The organism is Veronia nyctiphanis, from assembly GCF_004116385.1.
GTDB lineage: Bacteria > Pseudomonadota > Gammaproteobacteria > Enterobacterales > Vibrionaceae > Veronia > Veronia nyctiphanis.
Map to the genome: position 1 here is coordinate 1 of NZ_PEIB01000051.1, position 24,496 is coordinate 24,496.

The window sequence follows — 24,496 nt, forward strand, 5'->3', positions numbered from 1 at the left end:
GAACAGGCCTTGAAGATGATTTCCGAATTTCATTTTGATCCTGAACTGATTGCCAGAGTGACCAAGAGTTCAGAGCAATAAATGCTCAGCCAGACTGATGCTGCCTGAGCTTGATAAGTTAATCTTGGCTTGGACTTGGAAGAGTTAGCGATGAACGGCTTGCCGATGCGGTAAATATTACATCAGTTGAACTGTTCAGCGCAGTTTCAGCGGAATCCTGAATAACGCCGATAATAAACCCAACCGCCACAACTTGTATTGCTATCTCGTTGGGTATTCCAAAAAGGTTACATGCCAAAGGGATCAGTAACAGCGAGCCGCCCGCAACACCTGATGTCCCTCATGCGGATGCGGCTGCAACAAAACTCAATAAAATCGCGGTCGCGATATCAATCTCAATACCCAGCGTGCTCACGGCGGCGAGCGTTAGCACCGTAATCGTGATTGCTGCGCCTCCCATGTTGATGGTCGCTCCAAGCGGAATAGACACAGAGTAAAGATCTTTGTTGAGCCCCAGCTTCTCACAAAGTGTCATATTTACAGGAATATTGGCGGCAGAACTTCGGGTGAAAAATGCGGTAACGCCGCTCTCGCGCAGGCATTGAAAGACCAGCGGGTAAGGATTCTGACGGGTCATCAAAAATACAATCAAGGGGTTAACCATCAACGCTATCACCGTCATACAACCCAGTAAAACAGCCAGTAGGTGAGAATAGCCTAACAGGGCGTCAACGCCGGTATGCGCGAAGGTATTGGCAATGCGTACCAAGGAAGAATGTAATTGCGTCATGAATTTTGTTCTCGCGTCACGGAAGTGTCACCCAACGGGCTGTGGCGGCATAAACGAAGCGGAGGAGTAAAACATACTAAGGGCCGCTGTAAAGAATGATATTGTCTTCATAGCGTAATTTTTTGTTCTTAATGACGGCTAATTGAGCGAATTTTAGTGCTTTGTTCTATTTTTGATTGTGGAAATAAAAACGGCCCCGTAAAGGAACCGTCTTGGAGTCGTCGATAGCGTAGGTACTACGAGTATGACCTAATAAATGGCGCGACCAACCGTGTTGAGCAATTTGCTGACACCTGACGTGAAGTGAAGTGGCGCATTGGCAACCGTATAACAAAGACAACCGTCGCGAGACACTGGCGTATGATGGTCTTCACCTGACAACATGATGAAATCGCCCGGTTCATAAGTGCCATTTTCATCAGTAAAGTTACCGCTTAGCAAAAGCGTAAGCTCGAAGCCTTTGTGTGTATGGCTCGGAACGCTTCCGTTCATACCAATATGAAGTAAACTAGCTCGCGTTTTTCCTTCATCCAATGGCAGACGACCACGACTGATTCCACCCATACTGCTCCAGTCAATTTGACTGTAACGTCTTAATGCAGTGGGTAGTGTGTACCTTTCACCGCCCACTTCCACATAAGCTTGTGGTGACATCTTTGTGACAGTAATTGGTTCGAACTCGTCACCGATGATTCCCGATAGCATATTACTGAAATCGGCTTGAACATCAGTATCAAAATCTATTTGCTCAGCGTTGATAAGCTGCGTTGCTTCTGCTGCGGAAAACTCGTCAACTGAATGCCTGCACTCTTCGCATAGTTCACAGTGAGCAGAAACTGCGATAGCCATAGAGGGCGAAAGTGAGCCAGCAGCGTGTGCCTGTAATAACGACTTTGCCGGATGAAATTTAATCATTGTCCACCTCCAAATGAGATCGAAGTTTCTGTAATCCCAGGCGTAAGCGAGACTTTATGGTTCCTAGCGGCACGCCAAGTTGCTCTGCAAGTTCCTGATGCGTTAATTGCTTTAAGTAGACACCGCGGACGACCTGTTGTTGCAGGTCAGGTAAGCGGTCAATATACGAAAGTAGCTGACCATGCATTTGTTGTTGAACCGCTTGGTCTTCCTGTACACCTTCTTCGCCGTCTAAAATTGGCCAAATATCGCTACTGAGCGTATCTTCGCGATTGCTCTTCACTTTTCTTAGCATATCGAAGCTGACGTTGCGCATGACGGTAAATATCCAAGTTGACGCAGCGCCTTTCGTGTGGTCGAACAGATGCGCTTTCCGCCAGACAAGAATCATTGTCTCTTGGACTAACTCCATCGCATGACCTTCAACTCTAAGATGTCGAAGGCCGTAAGAACGTATCTTCGGGGCGAAATAATTAAATAGCATCGTGAAGGACTGAGCATTTTTCTCGGTCGCAACGTCGATGAGCAGCTGTTTCAAATCGTCTGGCGTGGGTCCGTCTGTAGACACTTTACGGCTTTTCCTATGATCTTCTTTTCGCATAGTATACGCCGAAACCGTAGATTCCATTTTCATCTTTAGGCCAACTTTTCAGTGCAGGTACACATAAAACGTTGGGGACGTGAAAAAAGATCAAAACATTGTGAATTTATTCGGAGAGAAGGTGAATGATAAATGAGCGTGCTTCATCCGCGTTATCTTGGGATATAAACCACTGCTTCTGGCTATTTTCTAAAGGTAATACCTCAAGCCATCTCTGACATACCCAGACGGTGTCTGAAAAATCTATTTTTCCTGTATTGTATTGCGCTGCATGTTCAGGGTACTTGTCGAACACATTTTTCAGCGCGTCGGTAACATTCTCCGGTAAATTATGAGCGACTGATGGCCAATCGGACAGTGAGCTGATGTCTCCGACCCAAAGATTATCTTCTTCTTGACCGATATTGGTGATTTTCACGCGACAACGCCCTTTAATGGTAATGCCGAGAAGACCGTCAGGCAGCTGCTCGAAATCAACAATATCAACCAGCGTGCCGAATCGACAAATTGCATCACCATCCTTCATCGCAAGGACGAAGCCATTACCGCTCTGCATCGTCTCTTTGACTAGGCGGACATATCTTGGCTCAAAGATTCTGAGCTTCGTGATGCCTCCCGGTAACAGAAACAGTGGTAATGGGAACAGACCTAGATGCATTTTTACCTCCTCGTTTATAACTTCCTTTCTTTACGGACCAGAGGTTCAGACAGATCAAAGAATAACTACATAAACACTAGGTCTATTCCAAAAATGATGGAGGGCATAATTTACGACATTACATCAATGTCTCTTTGATACCTTTTTTGATTGCATTTGCAAGCTGCTGTATTTGCTGTTTACTCGTTGCATATGGCGGCATAACATAAATCAGATGCCCGAAGGGTCGAATCCACACTCCCTCGCGAACAAACACCTCTTGGATTTTCTCCACATTGGCTGGAGTGTGTGTTTCTACAACGCCTATTGCGCCGAGCCATCGCACATCTTTAACGGCAGATAACTGTTTTAAGGGCGCAAATGATTCAGCCAGATTTTGTTCAATGTTGGCGACTTGTTGTTGCCAATCACCGCAGTCGAGCAGCGAGAGACTGGCGGTTGCCGTTGCGCACGCCAGAGGGTTAGCCATGAATGTTGGGCCATGCATGAAGCAACCTGCTTCGCCACCGCAGACCGTATCAGCAACGTTTTTGGTGGTAAGGGTTGCTGCCAGCGTCATGTAGCCGCCAGTCAGTGCTTTTCCAAGACAAAGAATATCAGGGACGATCTCTGCATGTTCGCAGGCAAAGAGTTTGCCTGTCCGACCGAAGCCTGTGGCTATCTCGTCGCAAATCAACAGTACGCCGTAATTATCGCAAAGCTCACGAACCCGCTTTAGATAGGTCGGATGATACAGACGCATGCCCCCGGCTCCTTGAACAACGGGCTCAAGGATCACTGCGGCGATTTGCTCATGATGGGCTTCCAGCTTGGATCTAAAATCTTCAATATCGCTTTCATCCCACGTATCCCTGAAGCCAGTCTCTGGTGAATTGGCGAAGATATGCTCTGGCAAAAAACCTTTGTAGAGACTGTGCATTGAATTGTCGGGGTCGGTGACTGACATTGCAGCGAAGCTATCACCGTGATAACCGTGCCTTAGCGTTAAGAACTTGCTACGAGACTCTCCCAACGCGTGCCAGTACTGAAGCGCCATTTTTAGTGCAACTTCAACTGAAATCGAGCCAGAATCGCAGAGAAACACTTTCTCAAGCGCGGGTGGCGTGATTTCAACTAGTTTTTTACAGAGTGCTACGGCAGGTTGGTGCGTGATGCCACCAAACATCACATGCGACATATCTTTGAGCTGGCTCTCGACGGCTGCATTCAAAACCGGGTGGTTGTAACCGTGTATGGCTGACCACCATGACGACATCCCATCGAGAAGTTGTGTGCCATCTTCTAGTTCGAGCTTGACGCCGTTTGCTCTGACGACCGGATAACACCGCATAGGGTTGATGGTTGAGGTGTAAGGATGCCAGATATGCTGACGATCAAACTCGAGATCAATTTGCATGTTGAGTCCAGTTGTAAACTATAAAGTAATTCCATTGTTGACATTGTAAGGGGGCAAATTAGACTAGACAACAATTCAATACAGAAATGAGGGAATTAGCGTGGAAGTACGCCACAACTGGACTGTCGAAGAAGTGCAGGCACTTTTCAAGAAACCGTTTATGGATTTGATGTTCGAGGCACAACAAGTGCATCGGGCTTATCATCCGGATAATCAGGTTCAGGTCAGTACGCTGCTGTCGATCAAAACCGGTGCGTGTCCCGAGGATTGTAAGTATTGTCCGCAAAGTGCGCGCTACAGAACAGGCCTTGAGAAAGAACGTCTGATGGAAGTTGAGCGCGTTCTCGATGCTGCCGCGAAAGCGAAAGCGTCTGGTGCAACCCGTTTCTGTATGGGTGCGGCATGGAAGAACCCGAAAGATCGCGACCTTCCATACCTGAAAAACATGATTCAAGGCGTCAAGGGAATGGGTCTTGAAACCTGTATGACGTTGGGTATGTTGTCAGCAGATCAAGCTGATGAGTTAGCAGATGCTGGGCTTGATTACTACAACCATAATCTCGACACCTCGCCAGAATACTACGGCAACATTATTACCACTCGAACCTATCAGGACAGACTTGATACGCTTTCAAACGTGCGTGGTGCCGGGATGAAAGTGTGTTCAGGCGGTATTGTCGGCCTTGGCGAGAGTGCACGTGACCGTGCGGGTCTTCTTGTCGAACTGGCTAACCTTTCGCATCATCCGGAAAGTGTGCCAATCAACATGCTGGTAAAAGTGAAAGGCACGCCACTCGAAAACGTCGATGACCTTGATGAGTTTGAGTTCATCAGAACGATTGCTGTTGCGCGGATCATGATGCCAGCCTCGGCTGTGCGCTTGTCAGCGGGCCGCGAAAAAATGAACGAGCAGATGCAGGCAATGTGTTTCATGGCCGGCGCAAACTCGATTTTCTACGGATGTAAACTGTTGACCACACCGAACCCTGATGAAGACAGCGATATGTTGCTGTTCAAGAAGCTGGGTATTAACAGCGAGCAGAAGGTACAACGCCCTGATGAGGTTGAGGAAGAAACCCTGTTGAACAAGGTGGCATACCAACCGCGGCGAGACCATCGAAAGACGACCTGTTTTACGACGCGTCTGTGTAATACATGAGTAGCACCTTGTCGCAACGCGCTGCAAAAGCGCTTCAGCAAAGAAGGGAAGACGGTTTGTATCGTCACCTTCAAAGCTTCGACCTGAAGCAGAGCCAATTATCGAAACTGCCGTCGCAGGACTCCTTCGTTAATTTCTCGGGTAATGACTATCTGGGGATGGCGCAGGATCAAGAGCTGAAAATGGCTTGGCAACAAGGAATTGATCGTTATGGCGCGGGCAGCACTGCCTCGCCATTAGTGACGGGTCACAGCTCTGCACATCAGTTACTCGAAGAGAAGTTGTGTGATTGGCAAGGTTACGAAAGAGCGGTTCTTTTTAGCAGCGGCTTTGCAGCTAATCAGGCAGTGATTTTCAGTTTCATGCGCAAGAACGATCGCCTGCTGCAAGACAAGCTCAATCATGCATCTTTAATTGAAGCGGGCATGATGTGCGAAGCGACAATGCAACGCTATCAGCATGCCTCACCAGACTCGTTGAGTAAGTTCCTCGACAAAGGTGATGTAAATGCTGCGTCTTTGGTTGTCACTGATGGTGTTTTCAGCATGGATGGCAATGTTGCCCCACTTAGCGACATTCAGCTCGGTGCAACCATCATGGAGCCATGTTGATGGTCGATGACGCTCATGGTGTTGGTGTGTTGGGTATTGATGGCGCAGGCACCAGCGCCCATTGTGGTGTGAAACCCGACGTTCTTGTTCTGACGTTTGGTAAAGCCTTCGGCATGATGGGTGCCGCTGTGCTTTGCTCTAACGTCGTTGCAGAGTACTTGACCCAATTTGCCCGTCATTATGTTTATTCAACCGCCATTCCGCCGGGGCAGGCGTATGCACTGGCCCATGCCGTAGACATGATAAGACACCAACACTGGCGTCGCGAAAAGCTGGCTGAGCTCTCCGAGGCTTTTGAATCTTCGCTTGATGGTATTGAACAGGCAGTGAAAACCGAAACACCGATTAAACCCGTGATCATTGGTAACGTGGACACTACGCTGTCGGCGTCAGAGCGGCTCCGTGAAGCAGGTTTCTGGGTAGGTGCTATTCGGCCACCAACTGTTCCTCCAAAGACTGCAAGATTTAGGATTACGCTGTCGGCATCACACACTGTCGAACAAGTCAGACAGCTCGGAGAGTGCATCAAACGACATCTGGAGGAGGGTAGCTCATGAATGCATTCGCCTTCCCGAAAGTAGAGCCAGAGATATTACCGTCAGTGGACAAGTCAGCGGTGCGTCAGGCATTCAGCCGTGCGGCAGAAAGCTATGATGCGAGTGCGGCTTTTCAGCGTGATGTTGGCAACCATCTCCTGACATTACTGCCTGACATCCGCGAGTCTGTAGTACTGGACTTGGGGTGCGGAACAGGCTTCTTCACTGAAAAGCTGTCAGAAAAAGCCAATACAGTGATTGCACTTGATTTGTCTGAAGCCATGCTGGAAAAAGCCAAAGCTCGTTGTGGTGGAAGCGTTCAATACCTTTCCGCCGATGCGGAATGCCTGCCACTTCAGTCAGAGAGTGTGGACATTGTATTCAGCTCATTGGCCGTTCAATGGTGCGACGACCTGGCAGATGTTTTTAGTGAGATCAAACGAGTTCTTAAGCCCGGTGGTATCGCCGTCGTGTCGACGCTACTTGATGGTTCGCTGTATGAACTTAAAGATGCTTGGTTGCAGGTTGATTCTGGTCAGCATGTAAACCGCTTTCTCTCTGAGAGCGAAGTATTGTTGGCCTTTGAAAAAGCGGAGATTCGCAACTTTGATCTCAGCAACAAGCGATTCACGTTGAGCTATTCATCCGGCCTTTCATTAATGCGTGACTTAAAGGGAATTGGCGCTACTCACCTCACTGACGGCCGTTCTCGTGGATTGAGTGGCAAAGCCAAGTTTCGTGAGTTAGAAGCTGCGTACGGAAAATACAGAAATAAAGACGGTAACCTGCCAGCAACATATCAGGTTGGCGTAGGAGTAATTAAGAGTGATTAACGCATACTTCATTACGGGCACAGATACTGAAGTCGGCAAAACCTTTGCCTCTGTGGCGCTGATTCAGGCGTTAATAAACAAAGGCTACAAGGTAGCCGGGTACAAGCCCGTTGCAGCAGGCACGGAAGAAACCGCTGAAGGATTATGTAACCCAGATGCTGTGGCGCTCAAAGCGGTATCAAACGTTTCAATGACGTATCAGGAAGCTAACCCCTGTTTGCTGGATACGCCTTGTTCCCCTCACATTGCTGCCGATATTGAGAAGCGAGATGTGTCTTTAGCAGCGCTTTCTGATGGCTTACACTCGCTGACTGAGCGCAGTGATATCGTTATCGTAGAGGGTGCAGGTGGCTGGCATGTACCTGTTTCTGATGATGCTTCGCTATCTGAGTGGGTCAGGGATGAGCAGCTAGCTGTCATTATGGTGGTCGGAATGAAACTGGGCTGCTTGAACCACGCCCTCCTTACGGCACAGGCAATTCGTCATGATGGACTCCTCATCAAAGGGTGGATTGCCAATTGTGTCGATCCTAACGCGCAGTTTCTTGATGAAATGATAGAGACGCTTAATAAGCGTTTGGATACGCCATGCTTGGGTGTATTGCCGTTCACTGACAAAAACGGGGCTGATTTGAGCGGATGTTTAACAATTCCTGAATAATGGCCGATGTCACCCAGAAAAAGAAACGCCAGCTTTGATAGCTGGCGTTTCAGTTAAACAGGTTATTGACGAGTTGGCAGCAAGCAAAAAAGCCAAAAGTCGGGAAAGCTGTCTTTGTAACTTATTTCTCTTCTGGGAGCAGTCCCACCAGAGATTGTTGAGTTTGAGAAAGAGATGACAACGGGTTTTTGTCTTGTTCATTGCCTGTCAAACCAAGCTCTTCACACGCTTCGTCAAAGCTCATGCCGAGGTGGCAGCACAGGATGTCTATCGCCACTCTGTAGTTCTCATTCTCGCCCATTTTAAACACTCCGTTGATTAGGGGTTCCGTCTTTGCGGAATTCATCTAGCGATGCCGCATCCGGGTTTCCTTGCACCGCAAATACATTAGACAAGGGCTGTACAATACGCAATCAGACCAAAGTCCAATATGCTTGGCGTTCCGTATATGAAACAGGAGGCATCGGCGAGATATGTTGTCTTAATTTATTGTAACAATGTTCAATTAGGGCTTGTTTTTGTGGATTATGCCCATACTATTTTCCCTGTATGAGCGCTTCATCAACACGGAGATTATTTTCATCATGAAACGCATAGCTTTATTTCTGGCTACCAACCTCGCCGTTATCATTGTATTAAGTATCGTACTGAATATTGTTTATGCTGTTACAGGGATAAGACCCGGAGGCAGCGCTGGCATACTTGTTATGGCCGCTATTTTCGGTTTTGGTGGTTCTATCATTTCTTTGCTGATGTCTAAGTCAATGGCACTCAGATCTGTGGGTGCAGAAGTGATTCAACAACCACGCAATGAAATGGAACACTGGTTGATGAGCACGGTTAGCCGTCAGGAGAGCAGGTCGGTATTGGCATGCCCGATGTTGCCATTTACCATGCTCCGGACATGAACGCTTTTGCAACAGGTGCCAAGCGTGATGATGCGCTGGTCGCTGTATCTACAGGGCTGCTTGAAAACATGAGCCGTGATGAGGCAGAGGCAGTTCTTGCACACGAAATCGGCCATATTGCAAACGGTGACATGATCACCATGACCTTGATGCAAGGTGTAGTAAACACATTTGTCATCTATATCTCACGTATGATTGCGAGCACTATCAGCGGCATGAATAGCGATGATGAAGAGGAGAGTGGTGGCAGCTTTATGACCTATTTCATTGTATCAACGATACTTGAGCTGATATTTGGCTTCCTCGCTAGCTTCTTGACCATGTGGTTCAGCCGACACCGCGAATTCAAAGCGGATGCGGCATCAGCGAAGCTGGTTGGCAGAGAGAAAATGATTGCTGCCTTGCAGCGTTTGAAAATGAGCCAGGAAGCACAGCTTGAAGGCTCTATGATGGCGTTTGGTATCAATGGTAAAAAATCATTGAGTGAGTTGCTAATGACTCACCCGCCATTGGAAAAACGTATTGATGCGCTTCGTCGTGGTGAGCATCTGTAAAAAGCGTCTATGAATTAAAAAAAGCCCCGCTCTGATAAAGCGGGGCTTTTTCTTTGGGGTACATATGTCTTTAACCCAGCAAATCTCTCAGTCTTGACTCTACAGCCGCAACCTCATCGGGATGATGAGGGATTGTCATCGCTTTGTAGCCATCGCCAGAGAAGGCACGGTCAAGTTCTATGAGGACATGTGTTTGGTGTTGTTCCGGTACGAAAGAAAGCTCCACTTCTTTGATACCAAATAAAGTAAAGCCACCCGGACGATATTCTAGCTCCTGATAGCAGCCTGAATTCGAATTAAAACTCCCGGCATTTAGGTAGCCTTTCTCGACATCAGCTTTTGCCATTTTGTAACCAAACTCATCCATTGCTGAAATGAACGCTTTGACCACATCATTTGGATAGATATAGAGCGAGTCTTTGTCGCTAGCATCGATAGCCATGTCAATGTTGAGGCCAGTTTGGAGCCACACGACACATTTATTATTCGACGTCGGTAATTCAGTTATTGGCGTCTCAGAGGGCAGGGTAGCGTTAAAGGGCAGAGCTCGCTCCTCACCCGGTTGCAGCTTGAAAGAATCGCTGATGTGCCAGTTGTCGATACAGAAGTTGTGATATTCAACACCATCGTCTTCTGTTTCAACTTTCACTTTTGTCATGAGAGCGAGGTCGATACCAGAAATGTCCTGTTCAACATCGCCACCTTTAATGAGGATTTCTCCGCTGAAATCTTGCCCGGGCAGCAAGTGCTCTGTATGCAACACAGTATCCACTTTCGCTGCACCGATACCGACTGAGGCTAGAATTTTTTTGAACATGTACTGAACTCCCTTTTATTGTTGAACAGGTTTGTAAATCGTGATTTTTTTAAGAGGTATTACCTGTTTTTAGTCTGACTTTATTGTCGTTGCAGCCATATTATCGGGTGTAGCTTATCACTATCTTTTGAGGCAACTCTTGCGTGTCTACTACATGTTGTGATCATGAGCATTTTTTAATGGCGATTCAATTTAGGTGCGGTTTTATGCGAAATGGTTCGAGTGAACTTTGACATAGTTTGAAAATCACGAATGTTAGGGATTCTTATTGCCAGGTAATTCGATGGTCTAATCAAAGGGTTGGAAAGGTCTGTTATCAGGTTGAAACGCAAATGTTAACGTTTGCGCGGTAGTTTAACCAATAAAAATGTGGGTTTAGGTTATTTAAAAGGGAGTATAAGCAAAAAACACATGAATATCACATATTGAATGCCATAGGCCCTGTTATATCAACTAGTACGACCATGGTGTCTGATATTCCTACTGGTGTTTTATTGCATCTAGTTTGCATTAAATAGGGTGCTTTCGTGCTATTTTTGTGGACTCTGTTCCGTGTAAGTAAAAAATAATGAGATTTCGGTCTTGTTCCTGAATCCCGAGTCATCTATTGTTCCTACCGCTGCAATAGGCATGACCTTTTAGCCATACAGTTTAAACGTGATAAAATAACGGCTCGTTTAATACGCTATCAGGTCGATGCATCGTTTGGTCATTCGATCCCAGGGAACACAAATGGCGACCACAGAAAACTCAAACATTGTTATTTTTGGAGCTTCAGGAGATTTAACGCAACGCAAGCTCATTCCGGCACTGTATCAGTTGTTTGCCAGCAATATGCTGCCAGAGAAGTTCACCGTCTTAGGTGTTTCCCGCTCTGGCTACAGTGACGAATCATTTCGAGAAAAGCTGCAAAAAGCGTTAGAGGATAGCGAAAATGTCGATCAAGTGACGCTTAACCGCTTCTTAAAGCACCTCTATTACCTGTCGCTGGATCCCTCAGACGGAAGCCAGTACGGCGCACTCACTGAGCGTCTTGACACCCTCGGGAAAGAGCACCAAACTGGATCAAACAACCTCTTTTATCTCGCGACACCCCCAAGTCTGTACGGCCTCATTCCACAATTCCTCGCCGAGCAAGGCCTCAATAATGAAGCCGACGGTTGGAAGCGCCTGGTCGTTGAAAAGCCATTTGGTTACGACACCGCATCTGCCAATGAACTTGATGATGTCATACACCACAAGTTCAAAGAGTCTCAGCTCTATCGTATTGACCATTACCTCGGTAAAGAAACCGTTCAGAACCTGTTGGTTTTCCGTTTCTCTAATGGCATGTTCGAACCTTTATGGAATCGTAACTTCATTGACTACGTTGAGATCGACGGGGGGCGAGTTCCTTGGTGTTGAGGGACGTGGTGGTTATTACGATGGCTCTGGTGCAGTTCGGGATATGTTCCAGAACCACTTACTGCAAGTGCTTGCCATGACGACCATGGAGCCACCATCGACAATTCGTGCAGATGCGATTCGAGATGAAGTGGCAAAAGTGATGCAGAGCTTCCAGCCTCTTAGCGATGACGACCTCAAGAATAATCTGGTTCTGGGTCAATACACGGCGTCTGAAGTCCGCGGTGAAATGCTGCCGGGTTACCGCGAGGAGCCGGGTGTCGCTGATGACTCCCGCACTGAGACCTATGTGGGTCTGAAAATGTTTATCGATAACTGGCGCTGGAACGGTGTGCCGTTTTACGTTCGCACAGGCAAACGACTGCCAACACGTGTGACTGAAGTCGTTATTCACTTCAAGAAAACACCGCACCCCGTATTTGGTAAAGATGCGCCTGAGAATAAGCTCATTATTCGTATCCAGCCTGACGAAGGCATTCAGATGAGTTTTGGCCTGAAAAAGCCGGGTGCAGGGTTTGAGGCACAAGAAGTGTCGATGCAGTTCCATTACCAGAGTTTGGAAGAAGCTACGCTGCTGACTGCCTACGAGCGTTTACTGCTTGATGCGGTAAAAGGAGATGCAACGCTGTTCGCTCGCTCAGATGCAGTGAAAGCCTGCTGGGAGTTTGTTGAGCCAATTTTGGGCTACAAAGAGCACCCTGATGCCTTGTTTGGCTATGCGTCTGGCACTTGGGGCCCGAAAGCCGCCGATGACTTGCTGAATAATGATGGAAGAGCATGGCGCTTCCCTTGTAAGAACCTGACAAACACAGAATATTGCGAGTTATAAATGACCACGATTAGAGTTTTTGACGACAACCAAGCGGTTGTGACTGAGCTGGCCAAAGAGCTTCAACGTTACAGTCAGCTTGATCGCCCGGTTCATATTTCACTGTCTGGCGGCAGCACGCCAAAACAACTTTTTGCACTGTTGGCGAAAGAATGGGCAACAGACATTAACTGGCAGAATCTACACTTCTGGTGGGGCGACGAACGCTGCGTTCCGCCAACGGATGCTGAGAGTAACTATGGTCAGGCTAACGCGTTGTTGTTCAGCCATATTGATATTCCTGAGGGAAATATTCACCGGATCCGCGGTGAAGACGAGCCTGTGGTTGAAGCTGCCCGTATATCAAAAGAAATTGCTGCACTGATCCCGTCTGAATCTGGCGTGCCAGCGTTTGACTGGATCCTCCTCGGAATGGGGGATGACGGCCATACTGCGTCGCTCTTCCCAGGACATACACGCTACGACGATCCGGCTTTGACGACAGTGGCTCGTCACCCGCAGAGTGGTCAGTTACGCGTCAGCAAGACGGCTCGGCTGCTGAACAACGCCAAGCGCATCAGCTATTTGGTACTCGGTGCTGGCAAAGCTGAGATGGTTGATGAGATTCATAACTATCAGGGCGACACAGAACTCCCTTATCCTGCTGCACATATTGCGGCAGAGAATGGCGAAACAGAATGGTTTTTTGATGCCGCTGCCGCGCGCGCACTGGCATAAATGGAGATATAAGAAAAATGAAAGCTGATATTGGTGTGATTGGTCTGGCCGTTATGGGTCAAAACCTCATCCTCAACATGAATGACCACGGTTTTAAAGTTGTTGCCCACAACAGAACGACCAGCAAGGTCGATGAGTTTCTGGAAGGTGGTGCGAAGGGCACAAACATCGTGGGTGCCTATTCGCTGGAAGAGCTGGTGGAAAAGCTCGAAAAACCGCGCAAAGTCATGTTGATGGTTCGTGCTGGTGATGTGGTTGATCAGTTCATTGATGCGCTGGCGCCGCTGCTTGAAGAAGGCGATATCATCATTGACGGTGGTAACTCGAACTACCCGGATACAACACGCCGTGTAAACGCACTGGCTGAAAAAGGCCTCGTTTATATCGGAGCCGGTGTTTCTGGTGGTGAAGAAGGCGCACGTTTCGGACCTTCTATCATGCCGGGCGGCGACCCACGTGGCTGGGCTGCGGTTAAGCCTATTTTTCAAGCAATTTCTGCAAAAACAGACAACGGCGAGCCTTGCTGTGACTGGGTTGGTAAAGAAGGTGCTGGCCACTTTGTCAAAATGGTTCACAACGGTATCGAATACGGTGATATGCAGCTGATCAGTGAAGCTTACCACTTCATGAAAGAAGGCCTCGGGATGACGCATGACGAGATGCAGGCGACGTTGGCTGAGTGGAACAAAACAGAACTGAACAGCTACCTGATCGAAATCAGCCGCGACATCCTGGGTTACCGTGGTGAAGACGGTGAAATCGTACTTGAAAAAATTCTTGATACGGCTGGGCAGAAAGGTACAGGTAAGTGGACGGGCATCAACGCACTGGACTTCGGTATTCCACTGACATTGATCACTGAATCTGTATTCGCACGTGCACTTTCAGCGCGTAAAGATGAGCGTGTTCAGGCGGCAGAGCTGTTTGGTCACAAAGTGGAAGCGGTTGAAGGTGACCGTGAGCAATGGCTTGAAGCACTTCGTCAGGCACTATTGGCGGCGAAAATCATTTCATATGCACAGGGCTTTATGCTGATCCGTGAAGCGTCGGAGCAGTATAACTGGGAACTGAACTACGGTAACGTTGCTCTGCTATGGCGTGGCGGTTGTATTATTCGAAGCGCGTTCCTTGGCAATATCCGTGACGCATTTGAAAAAGATCCAGAGCTGAAATTCCTGGGCTCTGATAGCTACTTCAAAGCAATTCTTGATGACTGTTCTGCGTCATGGCGTAAAGTTGTCGCCAAGTCGTTTGAAATTGGTCTGCCAATGCCGGGTATGTCTTCAGCACTGACTTTCCTGAATGGCTACACGACGGCTCGTTTGCCAGCAAACATGCTTCAGGCGCAACGTGACTACTTTGGTGCGCATACTTACGAGCGCACTGACAAGCCGCGTGGTGAATTCTTCCACACAAACTGGACCGGTAAAGGTGGCGATACTGTATCGACCACGTATAACAACTAAGCATTAGTTTGTTGGAATTAAGAATTGAAAAGGAGCGCATAAAGCGCTCCTTTTTTGTGCCTTTCGGCTTATAAATAACGACAGATCAGAACACCTGTTTAGGTTTGGCATCTCCATCACCGTCATCATTGTTACCCGTATCACTTAACACATCAGCAATATTGGCGCGTGATAGCTCACCTTGAAGTTCACCATCTTCGTCAACAACAGGTAGCGGCAAATCAGATTCCAGCGTGTCCGGAATAACTTTTTCTAGCAGGCTGTCAGGCTGAATTGCAGGCACATCTTCGAGCACAGTATCGTCAATTTCATTACCATATTCGTGCTCTTCATACTGACTTAGGCCTTCTTTTGTCAGTGCGCCTTGATAGCCGTCATCATTGACGTAGTAACCGTGTGAGGCCTTAGCTTGCTTCATCTGCGCAATGGCTTCACCAATGGTGTCAGCGCTGATTCGACAGTACTGCGGCTGCATGACGGTATCTACGGTCAGAGCGCGAGCACGGTTGACGTCTTTGACGAAGGCTTCAACATATTCATCAGCAGGGCGCAGCAGGATATCAACCGGTGTACCTTGCTGAATCAATTTGCCGTCACGAAGTATCGCAATTCTGTCGCCAAGTCGCAGCGCTTCATCAAGATCGTGCGTGATGAAGATAATGGTCTTATGGAGTTTTTCCTGCAAACCGATGAGCTGATCCTGCATTTCAGAACGGATAAGCGGGTCGAGTGCGGAGAATGCTTCATCCATCAACAGAATTTCGGCATCGGTACAAAGTGCACGGGCGAGACCGACGCGTTGTTGCTGACCACCGGAGAGTTGCGCGGGGTACTGGCTTTCATACCCGGACAGCCCTACGGTATCTAACCACTCCTGCGCTTTCGCACTGCGGGTTTCTTTATCGACTCCCTGTACTTGCAGGCCGTAGGCGACATTCTGAATCACTGTACGGTGTGGCATCAGGCCGAAACGTTGGAACACCATCGACATCTTGTGACGACGGAACTCTTGCAACGCTTTAGCATCCAGCGACATCACGTCAGTACCGTCGACTTCAAGCACACCTTCCGTCGGATCAATCAAGCGGTTGAAATGGCGGATTAACGTCGATTTACCTGAGCCAGACAGCCCCATGATGACGAAAATTTCACCTGAGTGGATTTCCAGACTGATATCTTGCAAGCCTACGGTATGACCCGTCTCAACAAGTATCGCATCCTTTTCGTCTCCCGCTTTGACGCGAGGCAAAACAGACTGAGGGTCTTTACCAAAGACCTTGTAAAGACCTTTGACACGGATGAGTGGTTTTTTCTTGTTAGTCATGCTTGCCTCCCAGATGCTGCTGAGTTCTGCGAGCATAGCTTTGTGAAACGCGGTCAAAAATAATTGCCAGTGCGACGATGGCAAGACCGTTAATCAGGCCCAGGGTGAAATATTGGTTGGTGATTGATTTAAGAACAGGCTGGCCGAGTCCTTTCACACCAATCATTGAGGCAATAACCACCATTGCCAGAGCCATCATGATCGTCTGGTTGATACCCGCCATGATATTGGGCATTGCTAGCGGAAGCTGCACACCGAACAGACGTTGCATTGAGCTGGCACCATATGCCGTTGCTGCTTCCAGTACCTCTTTATCAACCAGTCTGATACCTAGGTTTGTCAGTCTTATAACTGGTGGGATGGCGTAAATAACGACAGCAATAACACCCGGAATTCTACCGATACCCAAAAGCATGACAACAGGGATTAGGTAAACAAACGCGGGCATGGTTTGCATTACATCGAGCACTGGCGTGACGATAGATTGCACCCGATTAGATCGTGCCATCCAGATACCGATGGGGATACCTAATCCTATGGAGAGTAACGTACAAACCAGAATAATACTCATGGTTCGCATGGTGTCGTCCCACATGCCGAAATAACCTATGAGCATGAAGACAACAATAATACTTACGACCAGTTTCCAAGAGCGGCTTGCTGCATATGAGATACCTGCGACAGCGGCAATGACCAGCCACCAAGGTGAGGTAAGCAGTAGCTTTTCGAACCAAATAAGGAACTGAAGAAGGGGGTCAAAAAAAGTCTCGATAGTGTCGCCGTAAGCGCGGGAAAAATCACGGTATGCACCGTCAAGTGTTTTGCGGATAGCCAGAAGATCTGAGCGATCCATCTGCGGAATATCTGTCAGCCAAGATGTCTCTGCCATACAGTACTACGTCCTTTGTATTCTTTGCTGATAGCAAAGCTATTTAAAACAAATCCCGCAGAGACAGTATTGTCCCCGCGGGCAAGGTTGTTTGTGAAGCTATTGTTCAGCTTTGCTGATTACAGAGCATTCTTCACTTTTTTGGCTATATCTGAACCTACCCATTGCATCCACGTATCAGAGTAGTTTTTCATGAAGTGCTCCATGGCAATTTCGCCGTCTGCCTGATTTTCTTCCATCCACGCTAATAACAAATTCATTTGCGCGTTGCTGAAAGAACGTTTCGACAGATACTCTACCGCTGCCGGTGAGCGTTTAGCGAAGCTTTCAGTAATGATAGTGTCAACAGCCGAAGGCGGGTACATGGTTGCTTTTGGGTTTTCACACTCAGCATTAGTAATACAAGCCTTGAAGTGCTCGGCATCAACACCAGAACCAAAGTCTACTTTCACCATCTCGTATTTACCCAACACGGCCGTCGGCGCCCAGTAATAGCCAAACCACGGTTCTTTTTTCTCGTAGGCACTAGCAATTGAGCCTGTAAGACCAGCGCTTGAACCCGGATCAATCAGTTCAAATCCAGCGTCACCGAATTTCATTGCGTTGAAAAGATTGCCTGATGAAATCTGGCAGTTCCAACCTGCTGGACAGCCATAAAATGCTGACTTGTCAGGGTCCTCAGGGTGTGTAAAGAGAGAAGCATTTTTAAGGACACCTTTGATGGTAGCCAGTGAAGGGTCTTTATCGACCATATATTTGGGTACCCAAAAGCCTTCTTCACCGCCTTCCGCAAATACTGGTGCAGCAAAGCGCAGCCTGCCTTCTTCAACACCCCTGTCAAGAGCTGCTTTGAGAGAGTTACTCCAAAGTTCAGGCGCAATATCCGGCTCACCTTTCTCAATCATTGAGGTTCCGGTTGGCATGGTATCGCCCGGAATCAGCTCTGCATCGCAGCCAAAACCGTTCTTTAGAATGAACATGTCTACATTGGCGATCAGAGAAGCTGAGTTCCAGTTCATGTCGGCAATAGTGACTTTGCCGCATTCTTCAGCTGCCTGTGAAGCAAAAGGCGCAGTGGCCAGCAGCAAAAGTGTTGCGGGTAACAACTTTCTCATGGTTATCTCCATTTTGGTATTTTAGATAGTCGCCATTAAATGCATACAGGTCTAACTATTCTTGTCGCTGTATTTGGCGGTAAATCGACAACTTGCAGGAATAAAGTACGCAGCTGCTCGATTTATACCCTTTCAGAGTAACAGAGAGGTCAGATGTCTGGGCTTGTCGGTTGTGCTTTTGTGAGCTAAATGCTTAGAAGGCTAAATATATTCTGAAACATGTGGGAGCGATTCACAGTACTGTGTGCAGATAGCGTGGATGAGACAAGTACACCTAGAAAAAAGAGGGCTTTCTCCCCTTTTTCTCATCTAGTTGTTTCTGCTGCTTCTATTGCTGTGAAGCTTTTATTCTTCGGCCAAACAAAACCGGCTAAAAATAGCAAAATAGTAAAACAGATAAACAACCACGCAGTTTCAGCTCGCTGCAGAAAATACCCGGCCATCATTGTACCAAGTGGCACACCTGCCCAGCGAAGTGATGTATAGATGGAGAATACAGTTCCCTGTATAGGCTCTGGCACCCACTTCTGTAGCAGCGTGTTGTCAATGACACTACCCACGCCGAGATTCACACCGTAAACGAACATTCCCAAGGCAATCAATACAGGCCATATCTCTGCGAGAAATGGCAATGTCGCGGTGAGTCGCTCACTGAAAAGAACAGCGCCAAAGATCACGCTCAGACCAAATACCTGACCTATTGGTGTGAGTTGAAGAAGACGTAAATGAGACAGCCTGTGTCCGATAAAGGTGTAAGCAATACTGGTAAGTGAAGTGCCCACGGCGAAGGCAGAAAACCAAAAGCCCAGCCATGCTTCGTTAATAGAATATTGTTGGGAAATAACTTGCAGTGTTAATTGCAACAACGCACAAGCGACGATATTGATCAGCATACTGTAAACAGCGAGCCGCCAGACTCCCTTGTGTTGTCTCAAGTAAACCCAACTCTGTTTAAATGACGATTTCGCATTTTTGGCTTTAATAGCTGCATCGGTTTTGGTGTGGCACCTTAATCCAAAATAAATCAAACCTACCGCCAGTGCGAAAGTCGCGGCGTCAATCACCAACACATACAGAGCCCCTATTGTAGCAATTAATATTCCCGCAATGGCTGGACCAAGCAAATCAGCCAGATTGTCAGTCATTGCGGTTATACCGTTCGCTTTCTCTTGTGGCAGTTTATCTCGCTTAATTATTTGTGGTAGTAGCACCTGCTTGGCTGTTTCACCGGGTACGTCAATGGCTTTCGACAGCACAACCAGAAGGGTCAGTATTGTGGTATCCAAAAGCTCCACACTAAAAAGAAGCGGAATTAACATGATGGTAAGTGCATTTAATCCATCGCAGCACATGCTGACGGTCCGCGGCGAAAATTTATCAATAAAAGGTCCACTGGCCAGTCCAACGAGCACATTGGGTAACTGAGCAATTGCAACCACGCTGGCTGTTGCGACTGCACTGCCTGTTATCTGATAAACAAAGAGGGGAATGGCAATCTCTGAGAGAGAATTACCGAGCTTTGAAAAAATATTTGCGAGTGTTAATAAATAAAAACGGCGAGAAAATACAACTTTTGGAAACATATAAAACTCATCTTTGATAGTCCGTCGAGATTGTATTTCAAGAACCATTAAAGTTCATTTTTACAACCCAAAACCCAGAACTTTATTCAAAGATATCTTTCCTAATTCTGATTTTATTTGCCGTTATTTTTGCAGGTTTATCGTCTGGAATTCCGTCGTTGCATCTCACTTAAAAATGTACTTAACTCATAATTTTCACAATAGTGAGACATTTGAATTAAAATTAGAGCGGGGAGTTCTATGGTTTTTCTTTCTAGCGAACGTCAAAGCTTTTGGCATTGTCTGAGTCATCTTTTTGATGATGACGCTAAGTGACTTTCCCAACAGCACCTGTTCGAAATCGTTAATTACATCGGATTTTACTCCGAAGAGTTTTCAACTTTAAGGGCGCGTCATACATGAAAGAGATTCAAATTCAATCACTTGAAGATATTAAAGTCGCTGGTTTTGATGTGGTTTATCAAGATGAATCCGGAGGCACGCAGAAATTCAGTGATGCGCTTGTTGCGATTGCCAGAGGGGACCTCACCGTTACTAAAGGCGGCAAAAAAGTCCCAATTGATGAAATCATCGAAGCGTCAGGGATCAATGTTAAATCTCTCGAAAGTGTATTTCTCGAAAACGTATTAACGGAGGACAAAACGATCAGCAATCTCGTTGATCAGGTTCAGCAGAAAGAAATTGAACGAGATGCGGCGTTAAAACGCGTAAAAGAACTCGAAAAGAAGACAGCAGAGTTAGAAAAAGCGGAGAAGCTCAAAGAACAACAGTTAGACCGCAAAGACAACCTCGATGAGTCGCTCAAGCGGATCAGCGAACTTGAGAAAAGCATCAAAGAGACCCAAGACCAATTAGCCAAAAAAAACAGTGAACTGAAAGACAAAAGTTTAGAGCAAATCCTCTTGATGAGGGAGCTACAAAAAGAGGGTGAACCACTTACTGAGTCTGTCGAGATTGTTGAAAAGCAATTGATGGCCGCTGAAAATGAACAAGCTGAGGGAGAGAAAGAGGGAGACGAAGAAAAATCGAATGTCCTCAGGCCGCCAAAACTGAGCGATCTTATCGTAACAGCGTCAACGGCGAGCGCAGCAGGCAAAGTTGGGGGACAACCAAAATATCAGGATGAGCTCTCAGGGACCTCAGAAAAAGCGAGCGCAGAGCTTGATGAAAAATTTAAAATCCTGACCGAAGGTGAGTACGTTGGAATCGCAACGGCGGGTGAGTTCAAACTTGAAGTAAGCGGCGTTAACGCAGATGCGGTTGAGATCATCGTCCAGATAGCAGGTCAAGATTCAGAGGGTGAGCTCAAAGAGGTCATTTACACCTTAACAGAGAAAACAGGCTGGCAAATCCCGGATACAGACTTAACTGATTTCGGCGATGGTGTTCTCTTTGTTACTGCTGACCTCAGAAATGACAAAGGCGACGTAATTTCTGCAACCAATGAAGTCACGCTTGATCAGACAATCAACGAGAACGATGAATTTAATATTGCCCTGACGGTTGAGGGGAAAGAGTATAACGCTGTTGATGTAGAAAATGCGGCATTTCAATTCGAGGGTGTCGATGAAGATATCGCCTCAATAGAAATTACCCTTATTCAAGGTGATAAAACCCAAAAAAGTATCTTGTACGCAGCACCATGGCTCCCAGCCGAAGGCATACTTAGCCAGTTTGATGATGGAGAGGTCATCATTCAAGCTAAGATGACGGACAGGGCAGGCAACACAAGTTTCGCGACAGAAAAAACACTACAGATAGATACATCGGCAGATAACGATGAAACGTCGTTTGAGATAGCGCTAGACCTTGAAGAGGGTATCTACAACGCAAGCCAATATGGTTCCGAGAGCTTCAGTCTGCAAGGCATAGATGATGATGCGAGAACTGTCACCATCACCCTATCGCAAGGCGGTGAAACCCCTTTAACACAAACTTTCGAATTAGCCCCGCCATTTACCGTCGCCGACGATATATTTAAGGTTTTTAATGACGGCACTGTTGTTATAACCGCTATTGTTACTGATGATGCTGGCAACACTCAGGCTGCACCATCACGCAGTATTAAGATTGATACTTCTGCGGATGAAGGCGAAAGGTTCAGCGTCGAACTTGATGTTTCTGATGGGCTATACAACGCACAAGAGTCAGCCACCCAAAGCTTCTCTTTTGAGGGTATCGATACTGATGCGGCATCAGTGACCGTGATTATCGAAAAAGACGGCGTGGAAGTCGACCGGGAGTTGATAGAACCACCTTTCAGTGTTGCTTCTGATTTTTTCTCTGGCCTTGCAGACGGTAGCTATTCTGTGCGAGCCATTGTCACTGACGAGGCTGGCAACACGAATGAAGCAGAAATACGCACGGTCACGATTGACTCGAGTGCTGATAAAGCAGAAGTATTTGAAATTGTCCCTGCTATCGAAGGAAGGGAGTACAGTGGCATTGAATACACATCAAGGAGTTTCAGTTTACAAGGTATTGATCCCGATGCCGCATCTGTTACTGTTGAAATCAAACAAAGTGGCACGCCACCCATTATTGAGTCTTTGAACTTAACCGCACCATTTTCAATCCCTAATGATGTGTTGAGTGTATTCGACAATGGTGAAGTCGTCATTAATGCCACGGTGTTTGATCATGCAGGTAACTCCCAATCAGCAGCGGTAAAACGGATAATCATTGATAAATCTGCTGACGCCGATGAAAATCTTTTCTCAATTGACCTTGCCACCCCAGATGGCGTGTACAACGCGACAGAATATCTAAATCAGAGCATAAATTTGAATGGTATTGATGACGATGCAGAGTCAGTTAACATCGTTATCGAGCAGTTTGGTAAAGAAAAAATCAACATCACACTTGAGCATCCATTTGATGTGCCCAGCACGCTTTTATCTTTGCTTGAACATGGTGAAGCAACGATACGAGCAACGGTCAGAGACGATGCAGGTAATGTCTTTGAGGCGATGCCCAAACCCATCAATATCGATCTTTCAGCAGACATCGATGAAACGCCTTTTACCATTGTGTTGGATATTCCCGACGGCACCTACAACGGCAACGAGTTTAAAACCAAAAGCTTTTCGCTGTTGGGTGTCGATGACGATGTGGTAGAGGTGACGATTACACTGACCCATGCTGGTGGAGAAGAAACCATCGATTTGAGCAGTCCGTTTGACGTTCCTACAGATGTCCTGAGTACGTTAACCGATGGGCAAGTCACCATTCGAGCGGTTGCCGTTGATGAGGCGGGCAACACCAAAAGTGCTCCATCACAGGCCATTAAAATCGATACATCTGCGGATTTAGAGACTGACGAATTTACAATCATCCCAGACATCGATGGTAAGGAATATAACGCTCAAGAATTTAACAAGAAAAGCTTCTCCTTTGATGGTATCGACTCTGACGTAACGTCGGTCAGAGTAACAATGTCTCAGGGAGACACTGTCAATACATTCGATTTGAGTCCACCTTTTAATGTATCACCATCCGCATTAAGTATTTTTGAAGATGGTATTGTTTCGATTGAAGCGTTTGTCACAGACAGTGCAGGTAATACAAAACACGCTGCTCCTATCGAAATCACAATCGATAAACTCGCTGATGCCGATACAGAGGACTTTGAAATTGCTTTAGCGATTCCTGATGGCCTCTATAATGCCACTGAATACCTCGAAAAAAGTTTCACCCTCAATGGCATTGATCCTGATGTCGAGTCAATTCAAGTGACAATTGAGCAGTCGGGTGCAGATTCGGTTACGAAAACCCTTCGACATCCATTTGACGTCCCTACCGATATTTTGAGCTCATTTAGTGACGGTAAAGTCACCATCAAAGCAAAAGTCACGGATGATGCAGGTAATACCCATGATGCGCAGCCACAATTCCTCACAATCGATACGTCAGCAGACAGTGATGCTCATCATTTTGGCATTGTGCTGGATAACATTGACGGTATTTATAATTCAGAAGAATATCTTGAAAAAGACTTCACACTGACCGGTATTGACTCTGATGCGACTCAGGTTGTTGTTACGATAGAGCAAGCTGAACACGAAACAGTCACAAGAACATTAAAAAGCCCCAACTTCTCGATTCCTGAGGGGATTTTAGGCTCATTCTCTGATGGCGAAGTTAAAATTTCTGCTGTGGTTACAGACAAGGCGGGTAACACTTTTCCTGCGGAGCCTCAAACGATTGTCATTGACACACTTGCGTCTCTTGAGGGTGAGCAATTCAAAATTATCCCGACGATTACGGGTGAAGAATACAACGTCCAAGAATATAAGACGCAAAGTTTTCTCTTAGAGGGAGTTGACCCCGAAGCTATAAAGATCACAGTAGAGCTCAGTCAGGCTGGAACCGATACGGTAAAACGTGTTTTAAGCAAGCCATTTGACGTTCCTAAGGATATTTTTAGTGGATTTAGCGATGGCATAGTGAGGATAAAAGCTGTCGTAGAAGATCAGGCTGGAAATACGCAAGTTGCCAAACCAAAAACAATAACCATCGATAAATCTGCCGATTTAGACGGGGACTTTGCTATTCAACCTGAAGTCTCTTCAATTCCCGGCGAACCATTTAATGCCGACGATGTGACGGGACAAGGTTTCACCCTCACAGGGTCGACCCGGACACGCAAGAGGTGGTGCTCACCTTGACGAACGGCACCCAGACAGAGACCACCACCTTGACCACGTCGCCGTTTACCGTGCCGTCGGGGC

Annotated in this window: 15 protein-coding genes and 5 pseudogenes; 9 read left to right on the top strand and 11 right to left on the bottom strand. The window is 47.0% G+C overall.

The genetic code is table 11. The features are described 5' to 3' along the window. Positions 1-118: 118 nt before the first annotated feature. The 5 genes and pseudogenes from sstT to bioA all read right to left on the bottom strand — a co-directional run. Positions 119-760 (bottom strand): annotated as a pseudogene (gene sstT, locus CS022_RS23305) (serine/threonine transporter SstT); the annotation flags it as partial. 279 nt (positions 761-1,039) lie between these two features. Beyond that, the gene (locus CS022_RS23310; protein WP_129124276.1) at positions 1,040-1,705 is read right to left on the bottom strand and encodes a ChrR family anti-sigma-E factor; all 666 of its coding nucleotides are present in this window, start codon (positions 1,703-1,705) and stop codon (positions 1,040-1,042) included. Beyond that, the gene (locus tag CS022_RS23315; RefSeq protein WP_129124277.1) at positions 1,698-2,306 is read right to left on the bottom strand and encodes a sigma-70 family RNA polymerase sigma factor; all 609 of its coding nucleotides are present in this window, start codon (positions 2,304-2,306) and stop codon (positions 1,698-1,700) included. Before CS022_RS23315 ends, CS022_RS23310 begins: the two co-directional genes overlap by 8 nt. A gap of 106 nt (positions 2,307-2,412) precedes the next feature. Then, the gene (locus CS022_RS23320) at positions 2,413-2,964 is read right to left on the bottom strand and encodes an LON peptidase substrate-binding domain-containing protein (RefSeq protein ID WP_129124278.1); all 552 of its coding nucleotides are present in this window, start codon (positions 2,962-2,964) and stop codon (positions 2,413-2,415) included. A gap of 118 nt (positions 2,965-3,082) precedes the next feature. Beyond that, positions 3,083-4,360: an adenosylmethionine--8-amino-7-oxononanoate transaminase gene (gene bioA / locus CS022_RS23325; RefSeq protein WP_129124279.1), complete on the bottom strand. Its 1,278-nt coding sequence runs from the start codon at positions 4,358-4,360 to the stop codon at positions 3,083-3,085. 100 nt (positions 4,361-4,460) lie between these two features. Here bioA and bioB point away from each other — a divergent pair. The 4 genes and pseudogenes from bioB (at position 4,461) to bioD (ending at position 8,160) form a co-directional block, all read left to right on the top strand. Then, a pseudogene (gene bioB / locus CS022_RS23330) lies at positions 4,461-5,512 on the top strand (biotin synthase BioB). 3 nt (positions 5,513-5,515) lie between these two features. Continuing rightward, positions 5,516-6,687 (top strand): annotated as a pseudogene (bioF, locus tag CS022_RS27870) (8-amino-7-oxononanoate synthase). After that, entirely contained in the window at positions 6,684-7,499 is an 816-nt protein-coding gene (bioC, locus tag CS022_RS23340) for a malonyl-ACP O-methyltransferase BioC (protein WP_129124280.1), read from the top strand. Before bioF ends, bioC begins: the two are co-directional and overlap by 4 nt. Continuing rightward, positions 7,492-8,160 carry a dethiobiotin synthase gene (gene bioD / locus CS022_RS23345; protein WP_129124281.1) on the top strand — a complete coding sequence of 223 codons (669 nt, stop codon included), beginning with the start codon at positions 7,492-7,494 and terminating at the stop codon, positions 8,158-8,160. Before bioC ends, bioD begins: the two co-directional genes overlap by 8 nt. Positions 8,161-8,281: 121 nt before the next feature. Here bioD and CS022_RS23350 read toward each other — a convergent pair whose 3' ends face one another. Further along, positions 8,282-8,461 (bottom strand): hypothetical protein, encoded by a 180-nt coding sequence (locus tag CS022_RS23350; protein WP_129124282.1) that lies wholly within the window; start codon positions 8,459-8,461, stop codon positions 8,282-8,284. Between the two features lie 283 nt (positions 8,462-8,744). Here CS022_RS23350 and htpX point away from each other — a divergent pair. Next, positions 8,745-9,622 (top strand): annotated as a pseudogene (gene htpX, locus CS022_RS23355) (protease HtpX). A 70-nt stretch (positions 9,623-9,692) separates the two neighbouring features. On the opposite strand, the gene CS022_RS23360 reads toward htpX, so the two are convergent. Then, the gene (locus tag CS022_RS23360) at positions 9,693-10,439 is read right to left on the bottom strand and encodes a sporulation protein (RefSeq protein WP_129124283.1); all 747 of its coding nucleotides are present in this window, start codon (positions 10,437-10,439) and stop codon (positions 9,693-9,695) included. 732 nt (positions 10,440-11,171) lie between these two features. Between CS022_RS23360 and zwf the strand changes: the two are divergent. From zwf to gnd, 3 genes and pseudogenes are all read left to right on the top strand, one after another. Further along, positions 11,172-12,672: pseudogene (zwf, locus tag CS022_RS23365) on the top strand (glucose-6-phosphate dehydrogenase). Next, positions 12,673-13,389: a 6-phosphogluconolactonase gene (gene pgl / locus CS022_RS23370; RefSeq protein ID WP_129124284.1), complete on the top strand. Its 717-nt coding sequence runs from the start codon at positions 12,673-12,675 to the stop codon at positions 13,387-13,389. A 17-nt stretch (positions 13,390-13,406) separates the two neighbouring features. After that, the gene (gene gnd, locus CS022_RS23375; protein WP_129124285.1) at positions 13,407-14,855 is read left to right on the top strand and encodes a decarboxylating NADP(+)-dependent phosphogluconate dehydrogenase; all 1,449 of its coding nucleotides are present in this window, start codon (positions 13,407-13,409) and stop codon (positions 14,853-14,855) included. An 85-nt stretch (positions 14,856-14,940) separates the two neighbouring features. On the opposite strand, the gene CS022_RS23380 is transcribed toward gnd, so the two are convergent. The 4 genes from CS022_RS23380 to CS022_RS23395 form a co-directional block, all read right to left on the bottom strand. After that, entirely contained in the window at positions 14,941-16,179 is a 1,239-nt protein-coding gene (locus tag CS022_RS23380; protein WP_129124286.1) for a quaternary amine ABC transporter ATP-binding protein, read from the bottom strand. Then, positions 16,172-17,068 carry an ABC transporter permease gene (locus CS022_RS23385; RefSeq protein WP_129124287.1) on the bottom strand — a complete coding sequence of 299 codons (897 nt, stop codon included), beginning with the start codon at positions 17,066-17,068 and terminating at the stop codon, positions 16,172-16,174. Before CS022_RS23385 ends, CS022_RS23380 begins: the two co-directional genes overlap by 8 nt. A gap of 119 nt (positions 17,069-17,187) precedes the next feature. After that, positions 17,188-18,183 carry an ABC transporter substrate-binding protein gene (locus tag CS022_RS23390; protein ID WP_129124288.1) on the bottom strand — a complete coding sequence of 332 codons (996 nt, stop codon included), beginning with the start codon at positions 18,181-18,183 and terminating at the stop codon, positions 17,188-17,190. 305 nt (positions 18,184-18,488) lie between these two features. Then, on the bottom strand, positions 18,489-19,766 hold the full coding sequence (locus tag CS022_RS23395) for an MFS transporter (protein WP_161569733.1): 1,278 nt from the start codon (positions 19,764-19,766) through the stop codon (positions 18,489-18,491). Positions 19,767-20,164: 398 nt separating this feature from the next. Between CS022_RS23395 and CS022_RS23400 the strand changes: the two genes are divergently transcribed. Further along, positions 20,165-24,433: an Ig-like domain-containing protein gene (locus CS022_RS23400; RefSeq protein WP_129124290.1), complete on the top strand. Its 4,269-nt coding sequence runs from the start codon at positions 20,165-20,167 to the stop codon at positions 24,431-24,433. The last annotated feature ends 63 nt before the right edge of the window (positions 24,434-24,496 follow it).

Bases quoted from the DNA above. Each gene is read 5' to 3' on its own strand.
- CS022_RS23390 (WP_129124288.1), bottom strand. From the start codon at position 18,183: ATGAGAAAGTTGTTACCCGCAACACTTTTGCTGCTGGCCACTGCGCCT.
- CS022_RS23320 (WP_129124278.1), bottom strand. From the start codon at position 2,964: ATGCATCTAGGTCTGTTCCCATTACCACTGTTTCTGTTACCGGGAGGC.
- CS022_RS23400 (WP_129124290.1), top strand. From the start codon at position 20,165: ATGAAAGAGATTCAAATTCAATCACTTGAAGATATTAAAGTCGCTGGT.
- CS022_RS23380 (WP_129124286.1), bottom strand. From the start codon at position 16,179: ATGACTAACAAGAAAAAACCACTCATCCGTGTCAAAGGTCTTTACAAG.
- pgl (WP_129124284.1), top strand. From the start codon at position 12,673: ATGACCACGATTAGAGTTTTTGACGACAACCAAGCGGTTGTGACTGAG.
- CS022_RS23395 (WP_161569733.1), bottom strand. From the start codon at position 19,766: ATGTTTCCAAAAGTTGTATTTTCTCGCCGTTTTTATTTATTAACACTC.
- CS022_RS23315 (WP_129124277.1), bottom strand. From the start codon at position 2,306: ATGCGAAAAGAAGATCATAGGAAAAGCCGTAAAGTGTCTACAGACGGA.
- CS022_RS23385 (WP_129124287.1), bottom strand. From the start codon at position 17,068: ATGGCAGAGACATCTTGGCTGACAGATATTCCGCAGATGGATCGCTCA.
- gnd (WP_129124285.1), top strand. From the start codon at position 13,407: ATGAAAGCTGATATTGGTGTGATTGGTCTGGCCGTTATGGGTCAAAAC.
- CS022_RS23310 (WP_129124276.1), bottom strand. From the start codon at position 1,705: ATGATTAAATTTCATCCGGCAAAGTCGTTATTACAGGCACACGCTGCT.
- bioA (WP_129124279.1), bottom strand. From the start codon at position 4,360: ATGCAAATTGATCTCGAGTTTGATCGTCAGCATATCTGGCATCCTTAC.
- CS022_RS23360 (WP_129124283.1), bottom strand. From the start codon at position 10,439: ATGTTCAAAAAAATTCTAGCCTCAGTCGGTATCGGTGCAGCGAAAGTG.
- bioC (WP_129124280.1), top strand. From the start codon at position 6,684: ATGAATGCATTCGCCTTCCCGAAAGTAGAGCCAGAGATATTACCGTCA.
- CS022_RS23350 (WP_129124282.1), bottom strand. From the start codon at position 8,461: ATGGGCGAGAATGAGAACTACAGAGTGGCGATAGACATCCTGTGCTGC.